This window comes from Williamsia muralis (assembly GCF_002735905.1).
GTDB classification, from domain to species: domain Bacteria; phylum Actinomycetota; class Actinomycetes; order Mycobacteriales; family Mycobacteriaceae; genus Williamsia; species Williamsia muralis_A.
This window is the reverse complement of the sequence record NZ_PEBD01000005.1, coordinates 49,253-72,977: the sequence shown is the minus strand read 5'-3', so window position 1 is coordinate 72,977 and position 23,725 is coordinate 49,253. Positions and strand designations below refer to the sequence as shown.

At 63.4% G+C, this 23,725-nt stretch carries 22 protein-coding genes and 1 riboswitch; of the genes, 8 read left to right on the top strand and 14 right to left on the bottom strand.

Going from position 1 to position 23,725, the window contains the following annotated elements; genetic code table 11:
- The first annotated feature begins 98 nt into the window (after positions 1–98).
- Both lppU and CSW57_RS07160 read left to right on the top strand, forming a co-directional pair.
- On the top strand, positions 99–704 hold the full coding sequence (gene lppU, locus CSW57_RS07165) for an LppU family putative lipoprotein (protein WP_099382171.1): 606 nt from the start codon (positions 99–101) through the stop codon (positions 702–704).
- A gap of 165 nt (positions 705–869) precedes the next feature.
- Positions 870–2,042 carry a substrate-binding domain-containing protein gene (locus tag CSW57_RS07160; RefSeq protein ID WP_099382170.1) on the top strand — a complete coding sequence of 391 codons (1,173 nt, stop codon included), beginning with the start codon at positions 870–872 and terminating at the stop codon, positions 2,040–2,042.
- A gap of 13 nt (positions 2,043–2,055) precedes the next feature.
- Here the strand turns inward: CSW57_RS07160 and gcvP are convergent, their stop codons facing one another.
- The 9 genes from gcvP to secA2 form a co-directional block, all read right to left on the bottom strand.
- Positions 2,056–4,887: an aminomethyl-transferring glycine dehydrogenase gene (gene gcvP / locus CSW57_RS07155; RefSeq protein WP_099382169.1), complete on the bottom strand. Its 2,832-nt coding sequence runs from the start codon at positions 4,885–4,887 to the stop codon at positions 2,056–2,058.
- Positions 4,888–5,077: 190 nt separating this feature from the next.
- Positions 5,078–5,171: riboswitch (glycine riboswitch) on the bottom strand.
- Positions 5,172–5,224: 53 nt separating this feature from the next.
- Positions 5,225–5,866 (bottom strand): MerR family transcriptional regulator, encoded by a 642-nt coding sequence (locus CSW57_RS07150; protein WP_023958051.1) that lies wholly within the window; start codon positions 5,864–5,866, stop codon positions 5,225–5,227.
- 258 nt (positions 5,867–6,124) lie between these two features.
- Positions 6,125–6,640, bottom strand: a complete 516-nt coding sequence (locus CSW57_RS07145; RefSeq protein WP_030162603.1) for a bifunctional nuclease family protein — start codon at positions 6,638–6,640, stop codon at positions 6,125–6,127.
- A gap of 99 nt (positions 6,641–6,739) precedes the next feature.
- On the bottom strand, positions 6,740–7,429 hold the full coding sequence (gene ftsR / locus CSW57_RS07140) for a transcriptional regulator FtsR (RefSeq protein ID WP_099382436.1): 690 nt from the start codon (positions 7,427–7,429) through the stop codon (positions 6,740–6,742).
- Between the two features lie 35 nt (positions 7,430–7,464).
- Positions 7,465–7,923 carry a glycogen accumulation regulator GarA gene (gene garA, locus CSW57_RS07135; protein WP_030162599.1) on the bottom strand — a complete coding sequence of 153 codons (459 nt, stop codon included), beginning with the start codon at positions 7,921–7,923 and terminating at the stop codon, positions 7,465–7,467.
- 208 nt (positions 7,924–8,131) lie between these two features.
- Entirely contained in the window at positions 8,132–8,536 is a 405-nt protein-coding gene (gene gcvH, locus CSW57_RS07130) for a glycine cleavage system protein GcvH (RefSeq protein WP_062798667.1), read from the bottom strand.
- Between the two features lie 72 nt (positions 8,537–8,608).
- Positions 8,609–9,241: a CDP-alcohol phosphatidyltransferase family protein gene (locus tag CSW57_RS07125; RefSeq protein ID WP_099382168.1), complete on the bottom strand. Its 633-nt coding sequence runs from the start codon at positions 9,239–9,241 to the stop codon at positions 8,609–8,611.
- Between the two features lie 75 nt (positions 9,242–9,316).
- Positions 9,317–9,826 carry a DinB family protein gene (locus tag CSW57_RS07120; protein WP_099382435.1) on the bottom strand — a complete coding sequence of 170 codons (510 nt, stop codon included), beginning with the start codon at positions 9,824–9,826 and terminating at the stop codon, positions 9,317–9,319.
- Positions 9,827–9,994: 168 nt separating this feature from the next.
- Positions 9,995–12,433, bottom strand: coding sequence for an accessory Sec system translocase SecA2 (secA2, locus tag CSW57_RS07115; RefSeq protein WP_099382434.1), 2,439 nt, complete (start codon positions 12,431–12,433; stop codon positions 9,995–9,997).
- Positions 12,434–12,589: 156 nt separating this feature from the next.
- On the opposite strand from secA2, the gene CSW57_RS07110 reads away from it, so the two are divergent.
- Positions 12,590–14,179, top strand: a complete 1,590-nt coding sequence (locus CSW57_RS07110) for a hypothetical protein (RefSeq protein ID WP_099382167.1) — start codon at positions 12,590–12,592, stop codon at positions 14,177–14,179.
- A gap of 9 nt (positions 14,180–14,188) precedes the next feature.
- Here the strand turns inward: CSW57_RS07110 and CSW57_RS07105 are convergent, their stop codons facing one another.
- Both CSW57_RS07105 and CSW57_RS07100 read right to left on the bottom strand, forming a co-directional pair.
- Positions 14,189–15,334: a hypothetical protein gene (locus tag CSW57_RS07105; protein WP_099382166.1), complete on the bottom strand. Its 1,146-nt coding sequence runs from the start codon at positions 15,332–15,334 to the stop codon at positions 14,189–14,191.
- Between the two features lie 53 nt (positions 15,335–15,387).
- Positions 15,388–16,443 (bottom strand): LLM class flavin-dependent oxidoreductase, encoded by a 1,056-nt coding sequence (locus tag CSW57_RS07100; protein ID WP_099382165.1) that lies wholly within the window; start codon positions 16,441–16,443, stop codon positions 15,388–15,390.
- Between CSW57_RS07100 and CSW57_RS07095 the strand changes: the two genes are divergently transcribed.
- The gene (locus CSW57_RS07095; protein ID WP_143696495.1) at positions 16,436–16,714 is read left to right on the top strand and encodes a hypothetical protein; all 279 of its coding nucleotides are present in this window, start codon (positions 16,436–16,438) and stop codon (positions 16,712–16,714) included. The two genes, CSW57_RS07100 and CSW57_RS07095, sit on opposite strands and share 8 nt — an antisense overlap.
- A gap of 67 nt (positions 16,715–16,781) precedes the next feature.
- Entirely contained in the window at positions 16,782–17,624 is an 843-nt protein-coding gene (ppk2, locus tag CSW57_RS07090; protein ID WP_099382163.1) for a polyphosphate kinase 2, read from the top strand.
- A gap of 15 nt (positions 17,625–17,639) precedes the next feature.
- Here ppk2 and CSW57_RS07085 read toward each other — a convergent pair whose 3' ends face one another.
- The 3 genes from CSW57_RS07085 to fadD8 all read right to left on the bottom strand — a co-directional run bounded on the left by CSW57_RS07085 (position 17,640) and on the right by fadD8 (position 20,240).
- Positions 17,640–18,068, bottom strand: coding sequence for a VOC family protein (locus tag CSW57_RS07085; protein WP_099382433.1), 429 nt, complete (start codon positions 18,066–18,068; stop codon positions 17,640–17,642).
- Positions 18,069–18,180: 112 nt separating this feature from the next.
- A complete protein-coding gene (locus CSW57_RS07080; protein WP_099382162.1) occupies positions 18,181–18,591 on the bottom strand; it encodes a helix-turn-helix domain-containing protein in 411 nt (136 codons plus the stop codon).
- A gap of 23 nt (positions 18,592–18,614) precedes the next feature.
- The gene (gene fadD8, locus CSW57_RS07075; RefSeq protein ID WP_099382161.1) at positions 18,615–20,240 is read right to left on the bottom strand and encodes a fatty-acid--CoA ligase FadD8; all 1,626 of its coding nucleotides are present in this window, start codon (positions 20,238–20,240) and stop codon (positions 18,615–18,617) included.
- Between the two features lie 83 nt (positions 20,241–20,323).
- On the opposite strand from fadD8, the gene CSW57_RS07070 reads away from it, so the two are divergent.
- From CSW57_RS07070 to CSW57_RS07060, 3 genes are all read left to right on the top strand, one after another.
- Positions 20,324–20,731, top strand: a complete 408-nt coding sequence (locus tag CSW57_RS07070; RefSeq protein WP_099382160.1) for an NUDIX hydrolase — start codon at positions 20,324–20,326, stop codon at positions 20,729–20,731.
- A gap of 107 nt (positions 20,732–20,838) precedes the next feature.
- Positions 20,839–21,369 carry a GNAT family N-acetyltransferase gene (locus tag CSW57_RS07065; protein ID WP_099382159.1) on the top strand — a complete coding sequence of 177 codons (531 nt, stop codon included), beginning with the start codon at positions 20,839–20,841 and terminating at the stop codon, positions 21,367–21,369.
- A gap of 118 nt (positions 21,370–21,487) precedes the next feature.
- Positions 21,488–23,662 carry a glutamine synthetase III family protein gene (locus CSW57_RS07060; RefSeq protein WP_099382158.1) on the top strand — a complete coding sequence of 725 codons (2,175 nt, stop codon included), beginning with the start codon at positions 21,488–21,490 and terminating at the stop codon, positions 23,660–23,662.
- The last annotated feature ends 63 nt before the right edge of the window (positions 23,663–23,725 follow it).

Sequence of the window (23,725 nt, the reverse complement as noted above, 5' to 3'; positions counted from 1 at the left end):
TCCGAAGCGCGGCGCAGGGCGTCGTCGTCTGATAATTTCCTTGTGGCCCGAGCACTGTGCTCGGGCCACAAGGCATTTCTCACCGAAGGTCGAGCACCGTGCTTTCTGACGTCCGTAAGTTCGCCCTGTTCGCCGTTGCCGCGGCCGCCCTCTTCTTTGCAGTCGTCGGCTGCACCAGCGACGAGACCGGCACGGCCACAACTGCTTCTAGTTCTGCGGTTGCGTCCACTGCAGATCCTTCGGAGAGGTCCCAGACCCCCTCCACCACCACATCGGAGGACAGCGGTGAGATCACCGAGATCGACGCCGAGGTCGGTGACTGCGTGAACCTCACCGGCACGATGCTCGACGCGAAGATCGCCCCGGCAACCTGCGGTGCCGTCGACTCCCACTACACAGTCGTGGCGAAGGTCGCCGATGAGAACAGCTGCCCGTCCGACGTCGATCAGACGTACTACGAGGAATTGAACGGGTCCACGACCGGGGTCCTGTGCCTCGACATCGACTGGGTTGTCGGCAAATGCTTCGAGATGGGCACCGCGTCGGACAGCACCGTTCAGGTGCCCTGTACCGGTTCCACCGGCGAGCGCATCCTCGCGGTCCTGCCCAACACCGTGGACGAGACCGACTGCCCCGCAGAGACAGAGACCTACTACACCTACGACGAACGCAAAAAGGTCGTCTGCACCGTCGCACTGTCCTGACCTGGGTTCGTGCCGATCCCGTCGGCACAGGCGGCTCCACCACCAGGAGATACGACCGCATAGACTGCGCAGCACAAGTCAGTCGGCGACCCGGTGGAGCTGTGACCACCCAGTCGCCGAGGCTGTAGGTTGCGGTGGACATGAACTTCGTGGATTGAGGTGTGCGTGGGCGAGCATCGCAGGGCCGGTGGCAGACGCGGTGTCAGCCGTGGCCTTCTTGTACTGGCAATCGCAGTGGTCGTCGTCGTCGCGCTCGGATTCCTATGGGTTCTGTTGGGCGACCGGATCAACGAACAGGGCAAGGATGCGGCCGCCCGCTGCGTCGAGGGCGACCTCTCGGTATCGATCGTGAGCGACCCCGGTCTCGCGGTCCCCCTCAAGGCCGTCGCGGACAAGTACAACAAGACGCGTCCCACCGAACGCGACCGTTGCATCACGATCGAGGTTCGCCCAGGCGATGCCAAGGTGACACTGGACGGCCTCACCGGGGACTGGGACACCGCGTCGCGGGGCCCATTCCCGGCCGCGTGGATTCCGCAGTCGTCGGTGTGGAGTTCACAACTCATCGCGGCTCGGCCGGATGTGGTCGACGGATCCCCGTCGTCACTCGTGACCAGTCCGGTGGTTTTGGCGATACCGGCTGCAGCGGCCGAGGCCATGGACGGCGATGTCGGCTGGATCGAGTTGCCGACACTGCAGCGCTCGGCCAAGGCGATGGACGATCTCGGACTCCGCGGCTGGGGCGAACTGAAGATGGCGATGCCCGTAGGCCCGCAATCGGACGCGACGATGCTGGCGGCCCAGGCCATCGCCACCGAGGTGTCGCGCACACCCAGCGGACCGTTGTCTCCGGAAGACGCTGCCTCCCCGCTTGTCTCGTCGACGCTCCGCGCGATGCTCGCCTCAGCGCCGGCGACGGATCTGGGATCGTCCGAGAGCGGGGTGCGGGCCCTGCAGCAGCAAGCCGATCCCGCGACAGGCAGTATCCATGCCGTACCGATCACCGAACAGCAGCTGTATGAGATCACCAAGGACGACGTCAACTCTGCTGTGGTGGCACTGTTCCCGTCCGGGCCGACCCCCATGGCCGACTTCCCGGTGGTCGAGATGACCGGTGATCAGGTGGACGCGGCACAACGAGACGCCGTCGGCGCCTTCATCGACTACGTCCACGACCCCGAGCAGATCTCGACCATCACCTCACTGGGTTTCCGCGGCGCAGGTCAGCTGCCGCCGGCAACCTCGACCGTGACGTTCCCCGTGACGCCGACACCCATGCCGATGCCGTCGCCCGAGGCACAGAACGCGATCACCGAGGTGCTCACCCGGCGCAGCTGAACCCCGCCCGGGTTCAGGCGAACGCCTCGATCGGCGGGCAACTGCAGATCAGATTGCGGTCACCGAACGCGCCGTCGATACGCCGCACCGCGGGCCATACCTTCGCCCGGGCACCCGCCGACGGCAGTCCGTTCGGGTACACGGCGACCAGTCGGTCATAGCTGTGCTCCCAGTCCCCGACGAGACACTCGGCGGTGTGCGGAGCACCTCGCAGTGGGTTGTCGTCGGCCGGCCACTGACCGTCCGCCACTTTGTCGATCTCCGCGCGAATCGAGATCATTGCGTCGCAAAATGCCTCGATCTCGTCGAGGTTCTCGCTCTCGGTGGGCTCGATCATCAGCGTCCCGGCGACCGGGAAACTCATCGTCGGAGCGTGGAAGCCGTAATCGGCCAGACGTTTTGCGACGTCGTCCACTGTCACGCCGGTGCTCTTGGTGATCGGTCGCAGGTCGATGATGCACTCGTGCGCCACCCGGTTGCCCGCGCCGGTGTACAGCACAGGGTACGAGTCGTTCAGCCGGGCAGCGATGTAGTTGGCGGAGGCGATCGCCGTGAGCGTTGCCTCCCGCAGGCCCTCGGCTCCCATCATCCGGATGTATGCGTAGGTGATCGGCAGGATCGACGCCGAGCCGTAGGGCGCACCCGAGATGGTGAGATCTCCAGGCAGCTCATCAGCCAGTGGATGTCCCGGCAGGAATGGCGCGAGGTGCTCTCGCACTCCGATCGGGCCGACGCCGGGGCCGCCACCGCCGTGCGGGATGCAGAACGTCTTGTGCAGGTTCAGATGGCTGACATCTCCACCGAAGCGCCCCGGCCGAGCCACTCCCACCAGAGCGTTGAGATTGGCGCCGTCGACGTAGACCTGGCCCCCTGCGTCGTGCACCGCGGCGCAGATGTCACCGACCTCGTCCTCGAAGACACCGTGGGTCGAGGGATAGGTGAGCATGATCGCTGCCAGATCGGCGGCGTTGGCGTCCACCTTGGCGCGTAGGTCGTCGACGTCCACGTCGCCGTTGTCACGGCAGGACACCACGACCACCCGCATGCCCGCCATGACCGCGGATGCTGCGTTGGTCCCGTGGGCGCTCGACGGGATGAGGCAGACCGTGCGGTCCGAGTCACCGCGGCTGCGGTGGTATTCGCGAATGGCCAACAGCCCGGCGTATTCGCCCTGCGACCCCGCGTTGGGCTGGACGCTGACCCGGTCGTAGCCGGTGATCGCGACGAGCCAGTCCTCGAGCGAAGCGATGATCTTGCGCATGCCGGGTACGTCACCTGCCGGAGCGAAGGGATGCAGCCGGGAGATGGTCGGCCAGGTGATGGCTTCCATCTCTGCGGCGGCGTTCAACTTCATCGTGCACGAGCCGAGTGGGATCATGCTTCGATCCAGTGCGATGTCCTTGTCGGCAAGACTCCGCAGGTACCGCATCATCGCGGTTTCGGTGCGGTACCTGTTGAACGCCGGATGGGTCAGGTATTCGCTTGTGCGACTGTCGATCTCAGGCCAGTCCTTGGCGCTGTTCGAGGCGTCGACCCCAAACGCGTCGCGGACCGCGGACACGTGGTCCGCGGTGGTTGCCTCATCGCAGGCGATCGCGACATGGTCGTCGTCCACCAGTCGGAGGTTGATGCCACGTTCCTTGGCTGCGGCGACGACGCCGGCGGCCCGCCCGGGCACGGAGGTCAACACGGTGTCGAAGAAGTTGTCGTGCACCACCTCGACACCACCGGACCGCAGCGCCGCCGCAAGTGTGCGGGCATGCCCGTGCACCCGGCTCGCGATGGCGCGAAGGCCGTCGGCGCCGTGGTAGCTGGCGTACATCGCGGCGATGATCGCGAGCAGCACCTGCGCGGTGCAGATGTTGCTGGTCGCCTTCTCCCGCCGGATGTGCTGCTCACGGGTCTGCAGCGACAACCGGTAGGCGAGGTTGCCGTCGGCGTCCTTCGAGACACCGACGAGGCGACCCGGCAATTGCCGGGCGTGTTTGGCGTGGACTGCCAGGTAACCGGCATGGGGTCCACCGAAGCCCATGGGCACCCCGAATCGTTGCGTGGTTCCGAAACACACGTCGGCGCCCAGTTCGCCGGGCGCAGCGATCAGGGTGAGGGCCAGCAGGTCGGCGCCGACGGCGACCAGCGCACCGCGCTCGTGTGCCGCCTCGATGAGCGGCGTGCAGTCGATGACGCGGCCCGACGCTGCCGGGGTCTGCAGGAGGACGCCGAAGAAGTCTCCGTCGGGAAGTCCCTCGGCGAGGTCGGTGGTGACGATCTCGATCCCCAGCGGTTCTGCGCGGGTGGCGATCACCGCTGCCGTCTGCGGGAAGACGTCGCTGTCGACGACAAATCGGGGCGACTTGCTCTTGCCGGCCCGGCGCAGCAAGGTCATGGCCTCGGCGGCCGCAGTCGATTCGTCGAGCATCGACGCGTTGGCCACTTCCATGCCGGTCAGGTCCGACACCATCGTCTGGAAGTTGAGCAGGGCTTCGAGGCGGCCTTGACTGATCTCGGGCTGGTAAGGGGTGTAGGCGGTGTACCACGCCGGGTTCTCGAGGATGTTGCGGACAAGGACAGGCGGGGTGAGCGTGTCGTAGTAGCCGAGGCCGATCATCGACGTCGCGACGGTGTTCTCGGCTGCGAGTGCGGCGAGTTCGGCGAGCACTTCGTGTTCGGATGCCGCAGGCGGCAGTGCTTCTAGACCGTTGTCCTGCGGGCCGTCGAGAATGCCTGCAGGCACCACTTGCCGGGCCAGGTCGTCGAGCGAGTCGGCGCCGATGAGCGAGAGGATTCGGCCGAGCTCGCTGTTGTCAGGACCGATGTGGCGATGAGTGAAGGAAGAGCCGGTCATGGTGGGACCTCCGCAGCGGTCACCGACGGGGCGACCACAGGTTGTGCCGACCGAAGCCGGACGCCGGTCCTCCCCCTCTGTCCTATCCACACTGCCCGAGGGACCGGTGGACGCCTGAGAGATTCAGCCGCAGGGAATGCGGCCTTTCACCATGGGCGGACGGCTGATGCCGCCACTCTCCAGAGACGCCGACGACGACACGGTCCTGGGTGCCTGAGAGTTTGACGGAGAGGTGTTGCTCCTTCGGCGGTCACACTGCTGTGACGCTCTCCCGGGTCGCTGCGACGCGCGTTCAGTCTAGACCGAGGTGGGCAGAGATTGCCGGAGGGGCGATGTTCTAGCCGGTGCGGCGAGCCCGGCTCTTGCGGCGCGAGGCCAGCTCGTCCTCGGGAGCGGCTTCGGTAACACCGCCGTCGGCACGCTCGGCCGGGAAGTCGGCGATGGTTCCGCTCAGTTCACGCATGGCGCCGCTGACCGCGATGCCGAAAACACCCTGACCACCCTGTAGGAGGTCGACGACTTCTTCGGCGGACGTGCACTCGTACACCGTGGTCCCGTCGGAGAACAGGGTGATGCGGGCCAAGTCTTCAACCCCGCGCTTGCGGAGGTGATCGACGGCCACGCGGATGTTCTGCAGCGAGATGCCCGTGTCCAGAAGTCGCTTGACGATCTTCAGGACCAGGATGTCCTTGAAGGAATAGAGCCGCTGGCTGCCGGAGCCTGCGGCGCCTCGGATGGACGGAACGACCAATGAGGTGCGGGCCCAGTAGTCGAGCTGGCGGTAGGTGATACCCGCGATCTGGCACGCGCTGGGCACTCGGTAGCCGACGAGTTCGTCGGGCACGGTGTCGTTGGGGAACAGTCCCGGGATGATGTCGTCCAGCGACCCCTGCGACGGTCGGTCGATCCGGTGGGCATTCTCCCCTTGGGCAGTCTCCCCCACATGGGCAGTTTCACCGTCGTGTGGCTGATCGCCCACTGGGATCTCCTCGCGTGCTCTGTCGGTGACCGTCCGAGCGACGTCTTGGCGCCGACGGGCCCAAGTTTACGCGCTCTGACTGGTCAAAATCACATCACCGCAATTTTCACGGCCTGGAATGACCGTAGGTCCAGGAGGGGCGCCGATCAACGCGACTCGCCCTAACCCTGAACCTAAACTCGAGCTTTAGACGATTCGTGACCCCACGGTTTCCGTTCTGTGATCCAAGCCGGCTGCATCACCGTCGGAACGGAAGGCTCACGCGCCTCCGGTGGCCTTGAAATCGTCCGGAGACACCGAGTCGAGGAACTCCTTGAACTTCTCCACCTCGTCCTCCTTGACCTCGCCTGCCGATTCGTCGTCGGCGTCGTCGCTGTCGTCATCGGGCATCAGCAACCCGGCTTCGGCGAGTACGGACTCCTCGGCGTAGATCGGCACCTCTGCCCGCATCGCGATCGCGATGGAATCGGACGGCCGGGCGGAGATGCGCAGATCCCCGGCGAACACCAGGTCTGCGTAGAAGGTGCCCTCTTGCATGTCGACGATGCGGACTTCGACGAGTTCATGACCGAGCGCATTGATCAGGTTGACGATCAAGTCGTGCGTCAGCGGTCGGGGCGGCTCGATACCCTTCTGTCGCAAGGCAATCGAGGCCGCTTCACTCTGCCCGATCCAGATGGGCAGGAAGCGCTCACCACTGGTCTCCTGCAGGAGCAGGACCGGCTGGCTCTGCGGCGGTTCGACCCGGATACCTACAACGCGCATTTCACTCATGCGATCGGCCCTCCCAACGCTTGTGTGGGCGAATGCTGCACCGCCATCAATCCTATGGCAAGTGAGCCCGTGCGACGACCGAGAAAGCCAAGAGTGGCTTCAGTCGAGCACTTCGCGGACGGCCTGCTTGACCAACTGGGTGTGCAGGGTCACCGACAGGGCGGCGATCTCTCGCACCATCTCCTCGGCCCGGTCGCGGGCCCCGGTGCCCTTGCCCTTGGCGATCGGCCCGGCGATCTGCGCGACCAGACCCGCTTCGCGTTCCGCCGAGACCTTGAATGCCCGCAGGTGCCGCGCCTGAAGACCGAAGTTCGCGAGGGCCGCAGCAGCAGCGACCAGCCTCACCGCATCCTCATCGAAGAAACCGCGAGGACCCGGCACGAGCAGACCGTTGTCGCACAGTTCGGTCACAAAAGCCGAGTCGACCCCGGTGCGCTCGAGGAGGGTGTCACGGCTGAGCCGGCCACCCCCGCCCTGCGAGAAGTCCGTCGCCGGCGCCACCCAGTTCTTCGCGGAAGACAGCAGTCGGGGCCCGGCCTGTGAGTCGGACTGAGCGCCACGGTCGATCTCGTCGAGTTGTTCTTTGATCACCTTGAGCGGAAGGTAACGATCGCGCTGAGCGGTCAGCACGAACCGCAACCGCTCGCAGTCCGCACGGCTGAATCGCCGGTAACCCGATGGCGACCGCTCGGGTGTGATCAGACCTTCCGACTCGAGGAACCGGATCTTCGAGATGGTGACATCCGGGAATTCGCCGCGCAGCTGATCGAGGACCGAGCCGATTGACATCGATCCTTCAGATTGCTGCCCCGCCGACGGAGAGGTCACGCGTTCGAGGAACCTTCGTCACCACTGGGGCCGGTAAGGAAGACGAGGCGGAACTTGCCGATCTGCACCTCGTCGCCGTTGGCGAGAACCGCGGAATCGACCGGTTCGCGGTTGACGTAGGTGCCGTTGAGGCTGCCCACGTCCACCACCTGGAAGTCGTTGTCGCCCAAGCGGAACTCAGCGTGACGGCGACTGACCGTCACGTCGTCGAGGAAGATGTCGCTGTCGGGGTGCCGACCGGCCGATGTGGTGGCCTGGTCGAGCAGAAAACGAGAACCGGCGTTGGGGCCGCGTTTGACGACGAGCAGCGCGGTGCCTGCGGAGAGCCGCTCGACGCCGCTGTCGGCCGATACGGTGGCGGATCCTCCGGTCGACTCCATCTCTTTGATGAAATCGGCCCGGAAGACCGAAGTGGTCTCTACCGGAGCCTCGATGTCCTTCTCGTTGTCGCTCACCAATTCTCCTTCTTCGTAATTGTCCCCGCGGCCCGGAAGGGGGCCAAGTCTTTCCACGGCATTTCGGCGGTCGATCGCTCACACGCCGGATTCGTCCTCATCAAGTGGTTTGGGGAATTACCCGTGACCTAGACCGTACCCTGCCACCGGCCGCAGATGCATAAAGCTGCTGCATACAGTTCCCAAACCGACCTGTCACCGGGTTGCCCTATCCGGCAGTGACTTCGCGATATCCGGACGCATCGAGCATCTCTCCCAACACGGCGTCGAGATCTGCGTCGTCACCGACGTTGATCTCCACCAACCAGCCCATGCCGTAGGGCTCGGAGTTGACCAGGTCAGGACTCGCTTCGAGCCGGTCGTTCACGTTGGTCACGACTCCGGCGAGCGGACCGAAGATGTCCGACACGCTCTTCGTCGATTCGACCTCGGCGAACGACTCCCCCACGACCACCTCGTCGTCCACCGCGGGCAACTGAACGAAGACGACGTCGCCGAGCTGGTCCTGCGCGTAATCGGTGATCCCGACCCGAACGGTCGTATCGGACACCTTTTTCACCCACTCGTGCTCGGTGGTGTACCGCAGATCGTCGGGAGTCTGCTTGTCGGTCACGTGTCACGCCTTCCGGTTAAGCATTCGCTTCGGGGGTTGAAGGGAGAATTTAGCGCACCTTCGGTGTTCATCTCACCGGGGCGAGTTGTCTGGTGAGCTTTTCGCGTGATGCACGGGCGGCATCGCGCGCATCACCTGCAACACCTGTACCCAGTAGAGGACAAACGACCACAGGTACATGCCCGTGCCCCAGATCATGAAGGCCCATCCACAGGGATAGAAGATGTCGCCTATGACCGAATCGAGTTGCCCGGCAAGGATCATCGGGAACCCGTACATCAGCGCGAACGTCGCTGCCTTACCGATGTAGATGACGGGCAGGGCTGTGAGTCCGCGACTGCGCAGCAGGGGCGCGCTCGCCAGCAAGAGGACGTCGCGGCCGATGAGTACACCGATCAGCCACCACGGGATGATCCCGCGGATCGCCAGGCCGATCGGTATGACCAGCATGTAGAGCCGATCGGCCGCGGGATCGAGGAGAGCGCCCAACCTGGACGATTGGTTCATCAGTCGGGCTATCTTGCCGTCCGCCCAGTCGGACAGCCCTGCGAAGAACAAGATCGCGAACGCCCAGCCGTCGGCTTCTTTCGCGAGCAGAACCCAGAGGAACACCGGCACCATCACGAGCCGAACGGCGCTGAGCAAGTTCGGAACGGTGAATATCCGATTCGTTTCCTCAACCGGTTCCGGGCCGATCTCCTCCATGCGAACTACCCTGTCACATCCGCCGGGTTCAGCGTTTCGCGGTTGTCCGGCGTGCGGTGCCTGCGCTCGTTGTCGTCAGCGCCCGGTCTGACCGTCGATCAGCTCGCGCAAGATGTCGGCGTGACCCGCGTGGCGGCCCGTCTCCTCGATCATGTGGGTCAGAGCCCAACGAACGCTTGGCGCAGAACGTCCCGGCGCGGAACGTGGCAGACGCGCGACGAGATCGGCACAGTCGTCGAGGACATCGTTCGCCGACTCGACGGCCTGCCGGTACCTGGCAACTACGTCATCGACGCTGTCCGATGCCTCGGCGGTGAAGGTCGACTGCCACCTGGTGACCGTCTCGCCGAGGAATGTCGCCCGTTCCACATGAACGAGATGGTTGAGCAGGCCGAGCAAATTGGTTCCAGAAGGTACCGCGGCTGCCCGCACCTGCGGTTCGGGAGCGCCTTCCACCTTCGCGATCATCGAGGTTCTCAGGTAGTCGAGGAATCCTCTGAGTACCTCGACTTCGCTGCTACCGGTTCGGGGCGGCGGCGTGTCCCGACGACGCCTGACGCGACCGGGCGAGCTCGTGATCCCCATGGCCGGTTCCTCCGTTCGTCCGGCCATCCGCGACGTCGAACAGCCTGCTTGGCCAGCCTCGCCCAGACGGCTCCGTCTGTCACGGAAACTTGCCGCATCGGCAAGAACGGCCCCGGCACTCCAGATACCGAACCGGCGGGCCACCTTGCGCAGGTCCGCTCCCGACCGCTAGCGGAAGATGCCGATGATGCCCTGTAGCGCCTTTGCACCACCGGAGCTGAACGGGCTGTCGTGCACCATGTACGTCCATGTGGTGGTCGAGCGGCGCAGGTCCGCCTGCTCCAGGTCGACACCGTCAGCAGTGATGACAGCTTCGCGGAATGTCTTGCGCGCGTTCTCGACTGCTTCCCCGGGCAATCTGCCGAACTCGTCGAGGATCAGCTTGTGGAACTCGTCGAGGGGGGACTCACGACCGAGTGACCGCAGGTGGATGCTGGCCCGGACGTCTGAGACGAATGCAAGATGGTCGGCCCATGCTCGATCGAGATGGAACAGCATGATCTCGCGTGCGGCCTGCTCGAGGACAGCCGCGGGGACGGGTTCGGCTTTCTCGACCGGTACCGACGAATCGGACTTGACAGCAGTCTCAGCAAGTTCGTCGCCCACCGACTCCGTATCGGGCGCGTTGTCCGAATCGGCTGTTTCGGCCGGCTCGGGGACGTCTCCGGTCAGTTCGCGATACCGATCGTTCTCCAGGTCCTTCAGCTCTGTGAGGGCGGTGTCGGTCGTCAGCAGTTTCATGCGCCGGTCGATCACGATGTCGCGCTGCTGGTTCACCAGTTGGTTGTATCGCCAGGTGTTCGCATGCAGCTCGAGCATGACGCCTTCGGCCACCCGTTGTGCTTGCTCGATCAGGTCGACGCCCTTGGAGCCCAGCGACCCGTCCTCCGACGAACTGACCGGGTCGCGTTTGAGGGTGAGGTTACGCGTGACAACCGGATCCTCCACGCTCGAGAAGAACACCGAGCGACCCGGATCTCCTTGTCGCCCAGCCCGGCCGCGCAGCTGGTTGTCGAGTCGTTCGGTGTCGTGGCGACCGGTACCGACCACGCAGAGCCCGCCAAGTTCGACCACTTCGTCCCGCTCGGACGTCGATTCGCCGTCCTTCTGGCCTGCGGAGCCGCCGAGCTTGATGTCGGTGCCTCGCCCGGCCATCTGAGTCGACACGGTGACGGCATTCTTGGCACCGGCCTCAGCGATGATCTTGGCCTCTTCGGCATCGTTCTTGGCGTTGAGGACCACGCTCTGCACACCGGCCCGGCCGAGGAGGTGGGCGAGCTCTTCGGACTCCGCGACGTCGTGCGTACCGATCAGGATCGGTTGCCCGGTTTCGTGGATCTCCTTGACGAACTCGACGACGGCTTCGGCCTTGTTGGCCTTCGTGTCGTAGACCCGGTCGACCTCGTCGACACGGATGTTCTTCGTGTTGGGTGGGATCTGCGACACGGCCAGGTGATAGAACTGCCGGAACTGCTCACCGGCCGCCAGCGCCGTACCGGTCATCCCACACACCTTCGGGTAACGCCCGATCAGCGCCTGAACGGTGATGGTGTCGATCACCTCGCCCGAATCGGTCTGCGCCAGGCCCTCTTTCAGCTCGACGGCTGCCTGCAGGCCATCAGGCCATCGCTGCAGCTGGGCGACTCGCCCCCGCGAGGCGTTGATGAGGTGGACTCCCCCGTCGCGCACGATGTAGTGCACGTCGCGTTCGAGCAGGATGTGTGCGTGCATCGCCACGTTGACGTGCACGAGCGTGGTACCCACATGCTCTTCGTCGTACAGGTTGATGCCACCGAGCTCTTGTTCGATGAACGCCGCACCCTCGTCGGTCAGGTAGACGTTCCTGCCCTCGGCGTCGATTTCATAGTGCGTCTTCTTCAACTTGCCGACGGCATCGTGGATGGGTTTGTCGGGCACTTCGCCGGTGGTCGCCCCGGCGAGGATCAGCGGCACCAGCGCTTCGTCGACGAGCACCGAGTCGGCCTCGTCGATGATCGCCACGTCCGGTTTCGGCGATACGAGGTCTTCCGCTCGGGTGGCGAGCTGGTCACGCAGCACGTCGAAACCGACCTCGTTGACCGAACCGTAGGTGATGTCGGTGTCGTAGGCGGCCTTGCGTTCCTCGCGCGTGGAGTTCTCCGACACCGCAGACGACGAGATGGCAAACTGGTCGAACAAGGGCTTCATCCACTCCGCGTCACGAGTGGCGAGGTAGTCGTTCACCGAGACCACGTGCACCCGATGTCCTTGCAGCACATAGCCGATCGCGGCGATTGCACCGGCCAACGTCTTGCCTTCACCGGTGGCCATCTCGATGATGTCGCCCTCGAGCAGCCGAAGTGCACCCTGCAGCTGTACGTCGAACGGCCGCATGTCCAGCGCCCGATCTCCGGCTTCACGGACCAGCGCCAGGAAACGGGCCCGGTCCTCTCCTTCAGGGTCGGTGATGTCGAGCTTCTCCGCCTCGGTGGCGAAGTTCTCGTCGCTCAGCTCCGCCGCCCATGAGTCATGGTCACCGGACTTCTTGATCAAGGTCAGAGACTTCGACTGGTTGCGCGAAGACTGCGCTCCCAGCAGTCGCCACATGTTGTTCGTGAGCTTTCCCACCGAGCCGTACTCCCGTCCATCTGCAAAAGTGCCGTGCTCCACCGTACGCGGAGTGCGTCCGCGGGATACCGTACGCGGCAGGCTTCCCGAGCAATCAGACTCTGCCACTTTCGCGCTGGTCACGGGAGCAATATGATTCCGTCCCGGAGGTGGCCAATGAGCTCGGATCGCGGTTCCGATCGGTCCAGATCGCCGGCAGTCAGGTTCGCGGTTCGCGCAGCGGTCGCCGGCGCGGTGCTGGGATGCGCGGTCGGTCTCGGCGCGTACAACAACTGGCTCGTCGCGCTCTTGGTGGGCGTTCCGTTGGTGGTCACTGCGCTCGTCATCTCGCCGCGTCCCCGCCGGATCGACGGAATGCTGAAGGCAGGGCAGTCCCGCAAACAAATCCCGGTGACGATCGAGGCACTGACCAGATCCAGCCTTGACGCGTCAGATGTTCAGCCAACGCTTGTGACGGCAACCATCTCACCGCCCAGTGACACCGACTATCGCGCGCGGTGGCTCACGGCTATGCCCAAGCCCGTCGCCGCAACCGTCCTGCAGGACGCCGAGACCACCCTTCCCTCTGCTTTGATCCCGCCTCGTCCCGACAGCTCGCTGTCCTACGACGCGGGTATCGCGCCAGGTAAGGCCACAGAGTTCAGTAATCACCCGCCGAAGTCCACGCTGCTGCAACCTCTGATCACCCTCCTCGTGGCGATAGCACTGTTCGTCGGTGTCGGCGAAGGTTGGCACATCTCGGTATCGCTGCCGGATCCTGGGTTCGGTACGACAGCGGACGGCGACAGCGATGGATCGAAGCGAAGTGCCCAAGAGCGCGTGGACGGGATGCTGGCCAAAATCGGCACCTTGGAACCATCGGCCGCAACCAACATCCTGAGTCTGAGTCTGGGAAGTTACGGCAGCGACAACATCTCCCTCCTCGACAGCCAAACGGGTGAGAGCATTAATTTGAACTACTCCGAATCCAGCGGCGACTGGGGAAGAGCTTCCCGGTCGACGACTCCTCTCAGGAGTGGACGTACCTTTCGCACCGACGACATCTCGGGGATGAGTTTCACCGCGATCGTGGATCAGATGAAAGCTGCACTCCCCGAGGACGTACGAGCATTCGAATCGATGACCATCGCACGGTCGGAGGACGACCAGCCGGTCTTGGCCACAGGGACGTTCCACGAAGTGGATGAAGACGCCCCAAACCAGACGGCCTCCATCCAGGCAAACACCGATGGCGCCGTTGCTACCTGGTACCAGCCCGGCGATTTCGAGACCTCGTTCACGCTCGCGCGAGAAGCAATGAACTTGTTCGGTATCCCAATCGACCAGCCGATCGTCAACCGCTTTGAGATCCGGGGGAATCTACCGAGCACCCCGACTGTCAGAGCGGGAGATATCCAGAACTCGGGCGGCCTCCTCATCGACATCACCGATAGGAACGTCGACGCACGCGTGGTCCAGGCACCCGGATCGTTCCCGCAGCTCCTGGTTACCGGCAAGAACACGAATGGGCGATTGCCAGCAGGCTCGGTGGCTTTCCGCGACATATCGAGTGCAACCTTCAAGACTGTGCGCGAGGACTACATGCGCCGACACGGCGTTGACATATTTGATCGCGATGCAGTCGATATACAGACCTCGTACGAGTACGCGCGGGACGATTACCAGACCGTCATCATGATCGCGATGCGCCCGCAAGCCGTCACTGACTACTACTCTTTCCAGGGAGTCTTTCTCGAGTCTCAATGACCGCCTGGGCTATTCCGCCTCCAGCGCCTTTCGCCGTCCCGCATCGATTTCCTCCATCGCCTGCGGTTGCGGATGAAGACTGCCGCGGTCGGTCAGGTCGGTGACGATCTGTTTGATCTGGTTCAGGTACTCGGCCTGCTGCTCGCCCTGGACGTTTCGCGCATTCTCCAGCAGCGACAACGCAACCGTGAGTTCTTTCTGGTCGTTCACCTCGAGTAAACCGGTACCCACCGCGCGCCCATACTTCTCACATTCGACCCACGCCTTACGCAGGTCGATGACCGCCTGCTGATACTCGTCGGCACGGTCGATGTTGACCGGGAACGTATCGGTGCGCAGCTCTTGGGCGCGGTTCAACGTCGTGTGGAAGATCTCCACGGTGTCGACCGACACGTCGGTGACGGCCGGGAACCGGATGAGCAGTTCGGGCTCGAGTTCGTACTGGGCGTAGTCCGCGAGCACATCATCGTGCTGTTTGATTGCCGCCTGCCACAACCGTTGTGCGGCTTCCTCGCTGTCGGCGTTCGCGATGCGCGGGATCAACCGGCCAGGCGGGGGCTGTGCAGGTTGATAACCCGGCTCTGCCGCTGCGGGTTTGGCGAGGCCCCCGGTGGCCTTTCCCACCCTGACCATGCGCTTGGCAGGCTGATGGGCGCGGAGGCGGGCGATCACCTCCGCCGCGGCCGGGTCCGACTCGATCGCCGCGACCTGCCACTCCTGATCCGGGTTGCTCGCGAACCGCAGACGCAGGTACCGGCAGCCTCGGACGTGGAACTGATCAGCGCGCGACGACCGGCTGACAGATGTGTCGGTTGCCAGCTCCGAACTCTGTTTGACCGACAGCAGCGAGTCGAGCGGAAAGGAGTGCAGCGCGGAGTCGGCGTTGCCGAAGTGAACCATCTCATCGTCCACGGTGATCGTCACGGCCGGCAGGTCACGGATGCGGCCCACCGCCGCCAGCAGCAGGCCCAGCCCCAATGTCACGAATACGATGAGACCGGTTGTCATGGGCGGGGCATCAACGATCGTCAGTGCGACCAACTCCAGCAGCGAGGCGATCACGAGCGCGCTCGCAGCTGTTGCGAGCCGTTCGTGAGTCGTACTGCGGTACTCGGTTCGGTACGTGACCGATACGGGGCCGGAACTGCTCGCCACGTCTTGCCTCCTACGGTGCGCCGCACTGCTCGCGACGCTCACACCGCGGGACTTTACCTCTGATCGGACAAGGCCTCGCGAACAATCGGGGCGACCTTCTCCCCGTACAGTTCGATGCTTCGCATCTTGGCTTCATGGGACAGGGTGCCGTTGCCGTACTTCATGTCGAAACGGGTGACCTTCAGTGCCCGCACATTCTGAATGATCTTCGCAGCAACGGTGTCCGGGGAACCCACATACAACGAACCGTCCGGGCCTGCCGCCTGTTCGAACTGACCGCGTGTCGTCGCCGGCCATCCTCGTTCCCGGCCGATCCGGTTCATCTGATCGCGGTAGTGGGGCCACAGTTCTTCACGGGCCTGTTCGTCACTGTCGGAGACATGACCCGGCGAGTGCATTGCCACCGGCAGCTCGGCATGCCCGAACTCGGTCAGCGCGCGATGGTAGAGGTCGACGAACGGTTCGAACCGGGCCGGTTCACCGCCGATGATGGCCAGCACCAACGGAATTCCGTATCGCGCCGCGCGTACCACCGACTCCGGCGAGCCACCGACACCGATCCATGTGGTCAACCCACCCTTCGCGGTTTTCGGGAACACCTCCTGGCCGGTCAAGGGCGCCCGGTGGCCACCAGTCCAGGTGATCGGGCCCTCTGATCGCAGCTCGGCGAACAGGTCCAGTTTCTCGGAGAACAGCTCCTCGTACTGCGCTAGGTCGTAGCCGAACAACGGGAACGATTCGGTGAACGAGCCGCGCCCCAGGATGACCTCCGCGCGGCCACCCGAGATCGCGTCGAGAGTAGCGAAGCGCTGGTACACGCGGATCGGATCATCTGAGCTCAGTACGGTCACGGCGGTTCCCAGACGGATGGAATCTGTCTGTGCCGCAATCGCGGCCAGGACCACCTCAGGCGCTGAGACGGCAAAATCCTCGCGGTGATGCTCACCGACACCGAAGAAGTCCAAGCCCACACTGTCGGCGAGAACCCCTTCTGCGACCACATCACGGATGACCTGGTCATACGAGAGTGGCTCACCATCCGGGCCGGCAGTTCGATCGCCGAATGTGTCCAGGCCGAGTTCCACGGCCGACGATTCTGATATGGGCATCGAGGTGTCCTTCTTCCTTCGCGGTCACGTGGGCAACCACATCAAGGCTCGGAAGATTCCCGCGCCTCGTCGTCACTTCATCGCCGGGATCGGCGCCCGCGTGGATGCGGTGATCGGGTTGATCTGCGACAGCGCGTGGGCGATGGTCGCATCGGTCACCCGCTCATGGTTCACCGATTCACCCCCGCGGCAGGCACAGTTGAGCGCAACCGGTGGATTGATGATGATCGGATTGGGCGGCACGCTCGCGTTGTCCGGCAACAAGGCCTGAGGCGGATCGTTCAGCCCGGTGGTTCACAATCGCTGACGATGCGCTTGCAACCCAGTAGGCTCCCTCCATGGGAAAGAAGGACAGCGGTAAGAAGAGCAAGGCCCAGAAGATCCCCAAAGATGTCTACGAGGCCGAACTTTTCCGCCTGCAATCCGAGTTCGTGAAGTTGCAAGAGTGGGTGAAGGACACCGGTACCCGGGTCGTCGTGATCTTCGAGGGCCGTGACGCAGCCGGCAAGGGCGGAACGATCAAGCGCATCACCGAATATCTGTCGCCCCGAGTTGTCCGTGTGACCGCATTGCCCGCACCCACCGACCGCGAGCGCGGCCAGTGGTACTACCAGCGATACATCGCCCACCTGCCGGCGCCCGGCGAGATCACCATCTTCGACCGATCCTGGTACAACCGGGCGGGCGTGGAAAAAGTGATGGGCTTCTGCACACCCACAGAGCACTCCCTGTTCCTGCGTCAGACCCCCATCTTCGAACAGATGCTCCTCGACGACGGGATCATCCTTCGAAAGTACTGGTTCTCGGTGTCCGACGACGAGCAACTCCGACGTTTCCGGTCACGACTCAATGATCCTGTGCGGCAATGGAAGCTGAGTCCAATGGACCTGGAATCGGTGTACCGCTGGGAGGATTATTCTCGCGCGAAGGACGAGATGATGGTGCACACAGACACCCCGAACAGTCCCTGGTATGTGGTCGAATCGGACGTCAAGAAGCACGCTCGCCTGAACATGATGTCGCATCTGCTGTCCACGATCGACTATCACGAGGTGAAGAAACCGAAAGTCGACTTGCCCGAGAAGCCGATCGACACCGGAACCTATCAACGACCTCCTCGCGAACTGGCGACCTACGTCCCCGACCATGTGTCCGAACTGGTCGGCGACGTCGAGACCTGATGCGCCACAGGCCGCCTATGTCGCGTAGGCCTCGGTCGGCTGGGTCAACCGGATACTGTTCCCGGATGGGTCTCTGAACCCCGCGTCGATCCCATATGGCCTTTGCTCGGGTACCTCGGTGAACTCGACCCCGCGGGCTGTGAGCTTCTCGTATTCCGACCGACAATCGTCAGTGGTGAGAAATACCGTGCCGGCGAAACCCTTGGTGACGAGCGAGAGGATCTCGTCGTGCGTGGACTCGCTCACCATCGGTGGTGCCGGGATGGCCATCAGAATGACGGTCACATCGTCTTGCCCGGGCGGCGCCACGGTCAGCCAACGGAATCCACCCAACTCCGGCATGGTCGCGTCGGACCGCACCTCCATGCCCAACTGCTCGGTGTAGAACTTCAGCGCAATGTCTTGATCGTGAACCCAGATCTGCGCTCCGGCGATTCTCATGATGAACTCCTGTGCTCGAGTGGTATCAACACGGTCGACGCTAACTCCGCGTTGCCGGTCGAGTCTTCTCCCCGCGTGCTGTTCGTCGACTCGCCCGATCCCCAGGATTCGGTTGCTACAGCCGACTGTCGGGCGCTGGACGACTGAACGTACGAACCACGCACGCGGGCACCATCGCTCGGTCGGCTGCGGCGGGCAGACTGGCCCGATAACGGGCCGGCGTGAGCCCGTAGGTCCGCTTGAAGCTCGTCGTGAAAGACCCGACACTGCGCAAACCGACGGCCACACATACATCTGCCACCGAATAGTCGGTGTTACGCAGCAGGGCCGCGGCACGTTCGAGCCGACGCGTCTGCAGATAGGCATGCGGCGTTTCACCGAAAGCACGCGTGAAAGCGCGGCTGAAATGCGCACGCGACAACATCGCGGCCGCAGCCATCTGATCGACGGTCAGTTCGCCGGCGTACTGCGCGTCGATCAGATCTTTGGCGCGGAGCAGATACCGCGACGGGGGAAGGCTACCCACGTGGCCACTATCGCACGCTTCGACTACCCGACAGAGCGGTCGCTGTCACTCCAGTACTGCTTGCGCAGCGCTTTCTTGTCTGGTTTACCCAAGGCGGTCAACGGCAGGGCTTCGGCGACGATGATCTGTTTCGGCGACTGAACCGCACCTTTGCGCTCTTTGACCGCGTCCTGGATCTCGGTGGTCATGCGCGCGATCGACGATTCATCCGTGGGCGCATCGGACCGCAGCACCACGATCGCGGTCACCGCTTCACCCCACTTCTCGTCGGGAACTCCGATCACGCCCACCTGCGCAACCGAAGGATGTTCGGCGACAACATCTTCGACTTCACGGGGGAACACATTGAATCCACCGGTGACAATCATGTCCTTGGTGCGGTCGACAATGAACCAGAAGCCGTCCTCGTCTTCTCTGGCGACATCCCCGGTGCGAAGCCAGCCGTCTCGAAATGCTTCTGCCGTTGCTTCGGGTAGCCCCCAATAGCCACCCGCCAACAGCGGACCGGCCACGCAGATCTCCCCGGGCTCCCCTACCGCGACCGGCTTGTCGTCTTCACCCAAAAGGGCGGTGCGCAAGAACGCGGACGGACGACCGCAACTCGACAGCCGCTTTTCATCGTGGGCATCCTTGGGAAGGTAGCTGATCACCATCGGCGCTTCAGACTGACCGTAGTACTGCGCGAAGATCGGACCGAAGCGCTCGATGGCCTCGGCCAGCCGAACGGGGTTGATCGCGGATGCTCCGTAGTAGACGGTCTCCAGCGACGACAGGTCGCGCGTGTGCGAGTCGGGATGGTCCATCAAGGCGTACAGCATCGATGGCACCAGCATGGTGGCGGTGATCTTCTGTTCTTCGATGGTGCGCAGCACCTCGGCGGGATCGAACTTCGGCAACACCACCATCGAGCCGCCCTTCATCAGGGTCGGTACGAAGAACGCAGCCCCAGCATGCGACAGCGGGGTGCACATCAGGAATTTGGGGTGCTCCGGCCATTCCCACTCCGAGAGCTGAATCTGCGTCATCGTGGACATTGCCGAAGCAGTCCCGATGACTCCCTTCGGCTTTCCGGTTGTACCACCGGTGTAGGTGATGGACACGATGTGATCGGGGGGAAGATCAGCCGCCTTGAGAGGTTTGGCCTCGAACCGCTGCGACTCCGCGATCACATCGCGGGCGACCTCCGAGAGTTCAGATGGAACCGGGCCCAGCGTGAGCACCTGCTTGAGACTGTCGACACGCTCGAGGAGGGCGGCCGCGCGCTCGACGAACATCGGCACCGGGTCGATCACCAGGGTGGTGATCTGCGCGTCGCTCAGCACATATGCATGGTCGTCGAGCGACCCGAGCGGATGCAGAGCACTGCGTCGCCACCCCTGGGTTTGTCCCGCCCCGATGACCAACAGGACCTCTGGGCGGTTCAGAGCCAACAGTCCGACCGCACTGCCCGATCCGGCACCGAGTGATTCGAACGCCTGGGTGTACTTGCTGATCTGCTCGGCCATCTTCCCCCCGGTGAGGGTGGTGTCGCCGAGAAACAGAACCGGCTCGTTCGCATGGCGGCGCAGCGCCGCGACCATGAGGTGGCCCAGGTGGGTGCCGCCGCGCAGATGGTCGAAATCGGTAGGGGTATCCGCAGAAACTGTCATGTCGTCAGACTAGAACGTGTTACAGATTTGGGGAAGTTCTTCACCAAAACCGCCGGTGATCGGCGTCGTGATAGAAATGCGCGGTGCGTGAATCGGACCAACAGACCTTGACCGTGGCGGCCGTGTGTTTCTCCGACGACCACCAGAGAGTTCTCACCGTGCGCAAGTCGGACACACACATGTTCATGTTCCCTGGCGGCAAACTCGAAGCCGGCGAGGACGCCACCGCAGCCGCGATCCGCGAGGTGGACGAAGAGATCGGGATTCGGCTCACTGCTGACGACCTGATGCTCGTGGGCACCTTCCGGGCACCCGCGGCCAACGAGACCGACACCATGATCTCCGCCACTGTCTTCAGCTCACGACTTCCCGCAATCCCCATAGCCTCGGCGGAAATCGCCGAACTGCGGTGGGTGCACCGCACCGACACCGGAGCAGATCTGGCACCGCTGCTGCGCGATCACGTCTTCCCTGTGATGAACGCTCATTGAGATGTCGTGCAGGCGCCACAACCCGGCCTGTCCAGCGCGCGTTCGACCGCTCTCCGGCGGCCGCTTATTCGTTTGACCGTCTCTCCTGTTGCGCACATGCTGGACGAGTGCGGTTCCGCCCGATCGAGCGTCACGATCTACCTCTGATCCAGCGATGGCTGGAACAGCCGCATGTGGCGAGGTTCTGGAACCACGACACGTCCGACGCGGCCGTAGAGCGGGACTTCGGTGGCAGCATCACGGGAACGGAACCGTGTGAGGTCTTCATCGCGATACACGATGGCGCGCCGATCGGTCTGATCCAGCGGTATCTGTTCTCCGCCTATCCCGAGGATCTCGTCGAGATGCAAACCCTGGTCTCCGTACCTCCGAACGCTTTGTCTGTCGACTACTTCATAGGTGTCCCGGATCTCACCGGCCAGGGATTGGGCACTGCCATGATCCGCGAGATGGTCGACAAGTCATGGGTCGAACATCCGGCGTCCGACACGATCATCGTTCCGGTCGCGGTGGCCAACCCTGCTTCGTGGCGAGCGTTGCTCGCTGCCGGCTTCACCCAGATCGCGACCGGGTATCTCACACCGGATAATCCCATCGATGACGGTCGACACCACGTGTTCCGAACGGACCGGCCTTAGGCGGGCGCTTCTCATCGTCACAGCGACGAAATGAGCCCGTTATAGATCATTCGTAGGGTTCGCAGGTCAGGGCTTTCCCAGAACAAGGTGGAGAGTCCGCGCCTGAAGGGTCTAACACATGAGTGGAAACAACATTCGGCTTGCCGCGATCACTGCGGTCGAGGCGTACACGCCGCCTCCCCCCAGCTTCGACACGGCCGAGGCTCCCGGAGACATTTTCGGCGAGAACGTGTTCAACAAATCGGTCATGCTCAAACGCCTACCGAAGAATGTCTACAAGTCCGTCATGGCGACGATCGAAAAAGGGACCACATTGGATCCCGCGATCGCTGACGCCGTCGCATCAGCGATGAAGGATTGGGCACTGGAGAAGGGCGCGACACATTACGCTCACGTCTTCTATCCCTTGACTGGCCTGACCGCGGAGAAGCACGACAGCTTCCTCGAGCCGGCGAGCGACGGTTCGACACTCGCAGAGTTCCAGGGCAAGACGCTCATCCAGGGTGAGCCCGATGCGTCGAGCTTCCCCAACGGCGGACTTCGGAACACCTTCGAGGCACGCGGGTACACCGGCTGGGATGTGACCAGCCCGGCATACGTACTGGAGAACCCGAACGGCAACACTCTATGCATCCCAACAGTTTTCGTCTCGATGACTGGCGAGGCATTGGATCACAAGACCCCACTCCTCCGCTCACAGCAGGCGATGGGCAAGCACGCCGAGCGTGTGCTTCGGCTGTTCGGCCACTCGAACCCGGGCCACATCGTGGCCTTCTGTGGGCCCGAGCAGGAGTACTTCCTGGTCGATCGACACTTCTTTCTCGCGCGTCCCGACCTGATCAATGCCGGCCGCACTTTGTTCGGCACCAAGCCGCCCAAGGGCCAGGAGTTCGACGACCACTATTTCGGTGCCATCCCCGAGCGGGTCCTCGGATTCATGATGGACACCGAACGTGAACTGTTCAAACTCGGAATCCCTGCCAAGACCCGGCACAACGAGGTGGCGCCAGGGCAATTCGAGATCGCGCCGATGTTCGAACGAGGCAACATCGCGGCCGACCATCAGCAGCTCCTCATGACGACCTTCAAGACCGTTGCCAAGAAGCACGGCATGGAGTGCCTGTTCCACGAAAAGCCATTCGAAGGCGTGAACGGTTCGGGCAAGCATGTGAACTTCTCGCTCGGCAACGACAAGTTCGGCAGCCTCCTGGTTCCAGGGGACACTCCTCATGAGAACGCACAATTCCTGGTCTTCTGTGCGGCAGTCATCCGCGCCGTACACCTGCACGCAGGGCTGCTTCGGGTCTCGGTCGCCTCAGCCACCAACGACCACCGTCTCGGCGCCAACGAGGCGCCGCCGGCCATCGTCTCGATCTTCCTCGGTGAGCAGCTGGCCGATGTGTTCGAGCAGATCGCCAAGGGCGAGGCAACCTCGTCAAAGGGCAAGGGCACCATGATCATCGGCGTGGACACCCTCCCGGTGCTGCCGACCGATCCAGGCGATCGAAACCGCACCAGCTCCTTCGCCTTCACCGGGAATCGCTTCGAGTTCAGGGCGCCCGGCTCGATGCAGACGATCAGCGAACCGATGGTCGTCCTGAACACCATCATGGCCGACTCGCTGGACCACTGCGCGACCGTTCTCGAGGAAGCGGTCAAGGAAGGTGTCCAGTTCGACACCGCCGTCCAGAAGCTGCTCACCGACATCATCACCGAACACGGCGCCGTGGTGTTCAACGGCGACGGTTATTCCGACACGTGGCCGATCGAAGCGGAGTCTCGCGGTCTGCCGAATCTGAAAACCACCGTCGACGCATTGCCAGAACTGATCTCTCCCAAGTCAATCGAACTCTTCTCCACGTACGGCGTGTTCAACGAGCGCGAGATGCACAGCCGCTACGAGATCGGCTTGGAGCACTACACCCTGACGATCGGGGTCGAGGCCAAGCTCACCCTCGAGATCGGGTCGACCCTGGTGCTACCGGCGGCGGTCAGGTACCAGACAGAATTGGCGACCAACGTCGGAGCGTTGAAAGCGGCAGGCGTCGAACCCGATCTCACACTCCTCAACGCACTGTCCGAACCGCTTGCAGCATTGACCAGCGGTTTGGCGCAACTCAAGGAAGCTCTGGCGACACACGTCGAGGGGAGCTACGAAGAAGCGGTGCACGCCAAGGACGCGCTGCTACCCGCCATGGACGCGGTGCGCGAAGCCGCCGACCAGATCGAGGCGCAGATCGCAGACGATCTCTGGCCGCTGCCGACCTACCAGGAGATGCTCTACATCCTGTAGATCAACCAGATCCGGACATGCTGACGTCGAACGGAATCGTCGCCCCATCCGGGGCGACGATTC

Excerpts from the sequence above, each read along its gene's own strand:
- CSW57_RS07120 (WP_099382435.1), bottom strand. The coding sequence starts at position 9,826 with ATGGGGATCACGAGCTCGCCCGGTCGCGTCAGGCGTCGTCGGGACACG.
- ftsR (WP_099382436.1), bottom strand. The coding sequence starts at position 7,429 with ATGTCAATCGGCTCGGTCCTCGATCAGCTGCGCGGCGAATTCCCGGAT.
- CSW57_RS07060 (WP_099382158.1), top strand. The coding sequence starts at position 21,488 with ATGAGTGGAAACAACATTCGGCTTGCCGCGATCACTGCGGTCGAGGCG.
- CSW57_RS07110 (WP_099382167.1), top strand. The coding sequence starts at position 12,590 with ATGAGCTCGGATCGCGGTTCCGATCGGTCCAGATCGCCGGCAGTCAGG.
- gcvP (WP_099382169.1), bottom strand. The coding sequence starts at position 4,887 with ATGACCGGCTCTTCCTTCACTCATCGCCACATCGGTCCTGACAACAGC.
- CSW57_RS07095 (WP_143696495.1), top strand. The coding sequence starts at position 16,436 with ATGGGCATCGAGGTGTCCTTCTTCCTTCGCGGTCACGTGGGCAACCAC.
- fadD8 (WP_099382161.1), bottom strand. The coding sequence starts at position 20,240 with ATGACAGTTTCTGCGGATACCCCTACCGATTTCGACCATCTGCGCGGC.
- CSW57_RS07100 (WP_099382165.1), bottom strand. The coding sequence starts at position 16,443 with ATGCCCATATCAGAATCGTCGGCCGTGGAACTCGGCCTGGACACATTC.
- ppk2 (WP_099382163.1), top strand. The coding sequence starts at position 16,782 with ATGGGAAAGAAGGACAGCGGTAAGAAGAGCAAGGCCCAGAAGATCCCC.
- CSW57_RS07125 (WP_099382168.1), bottom strand. The coding sequence starts at position 9,241 with ATGGAGGAGATCGGCCCGGAACCGGTTGAGGAAACGAATCGGATATTC.
- CSW57_RS07145 (WP_030162603.1), bottom strand. The coding sequence starts at position 6,640 with ATGAGTGAAATGCGCGTTGTAGGTATCCGGGTCGAACCGCCGCAGAGC.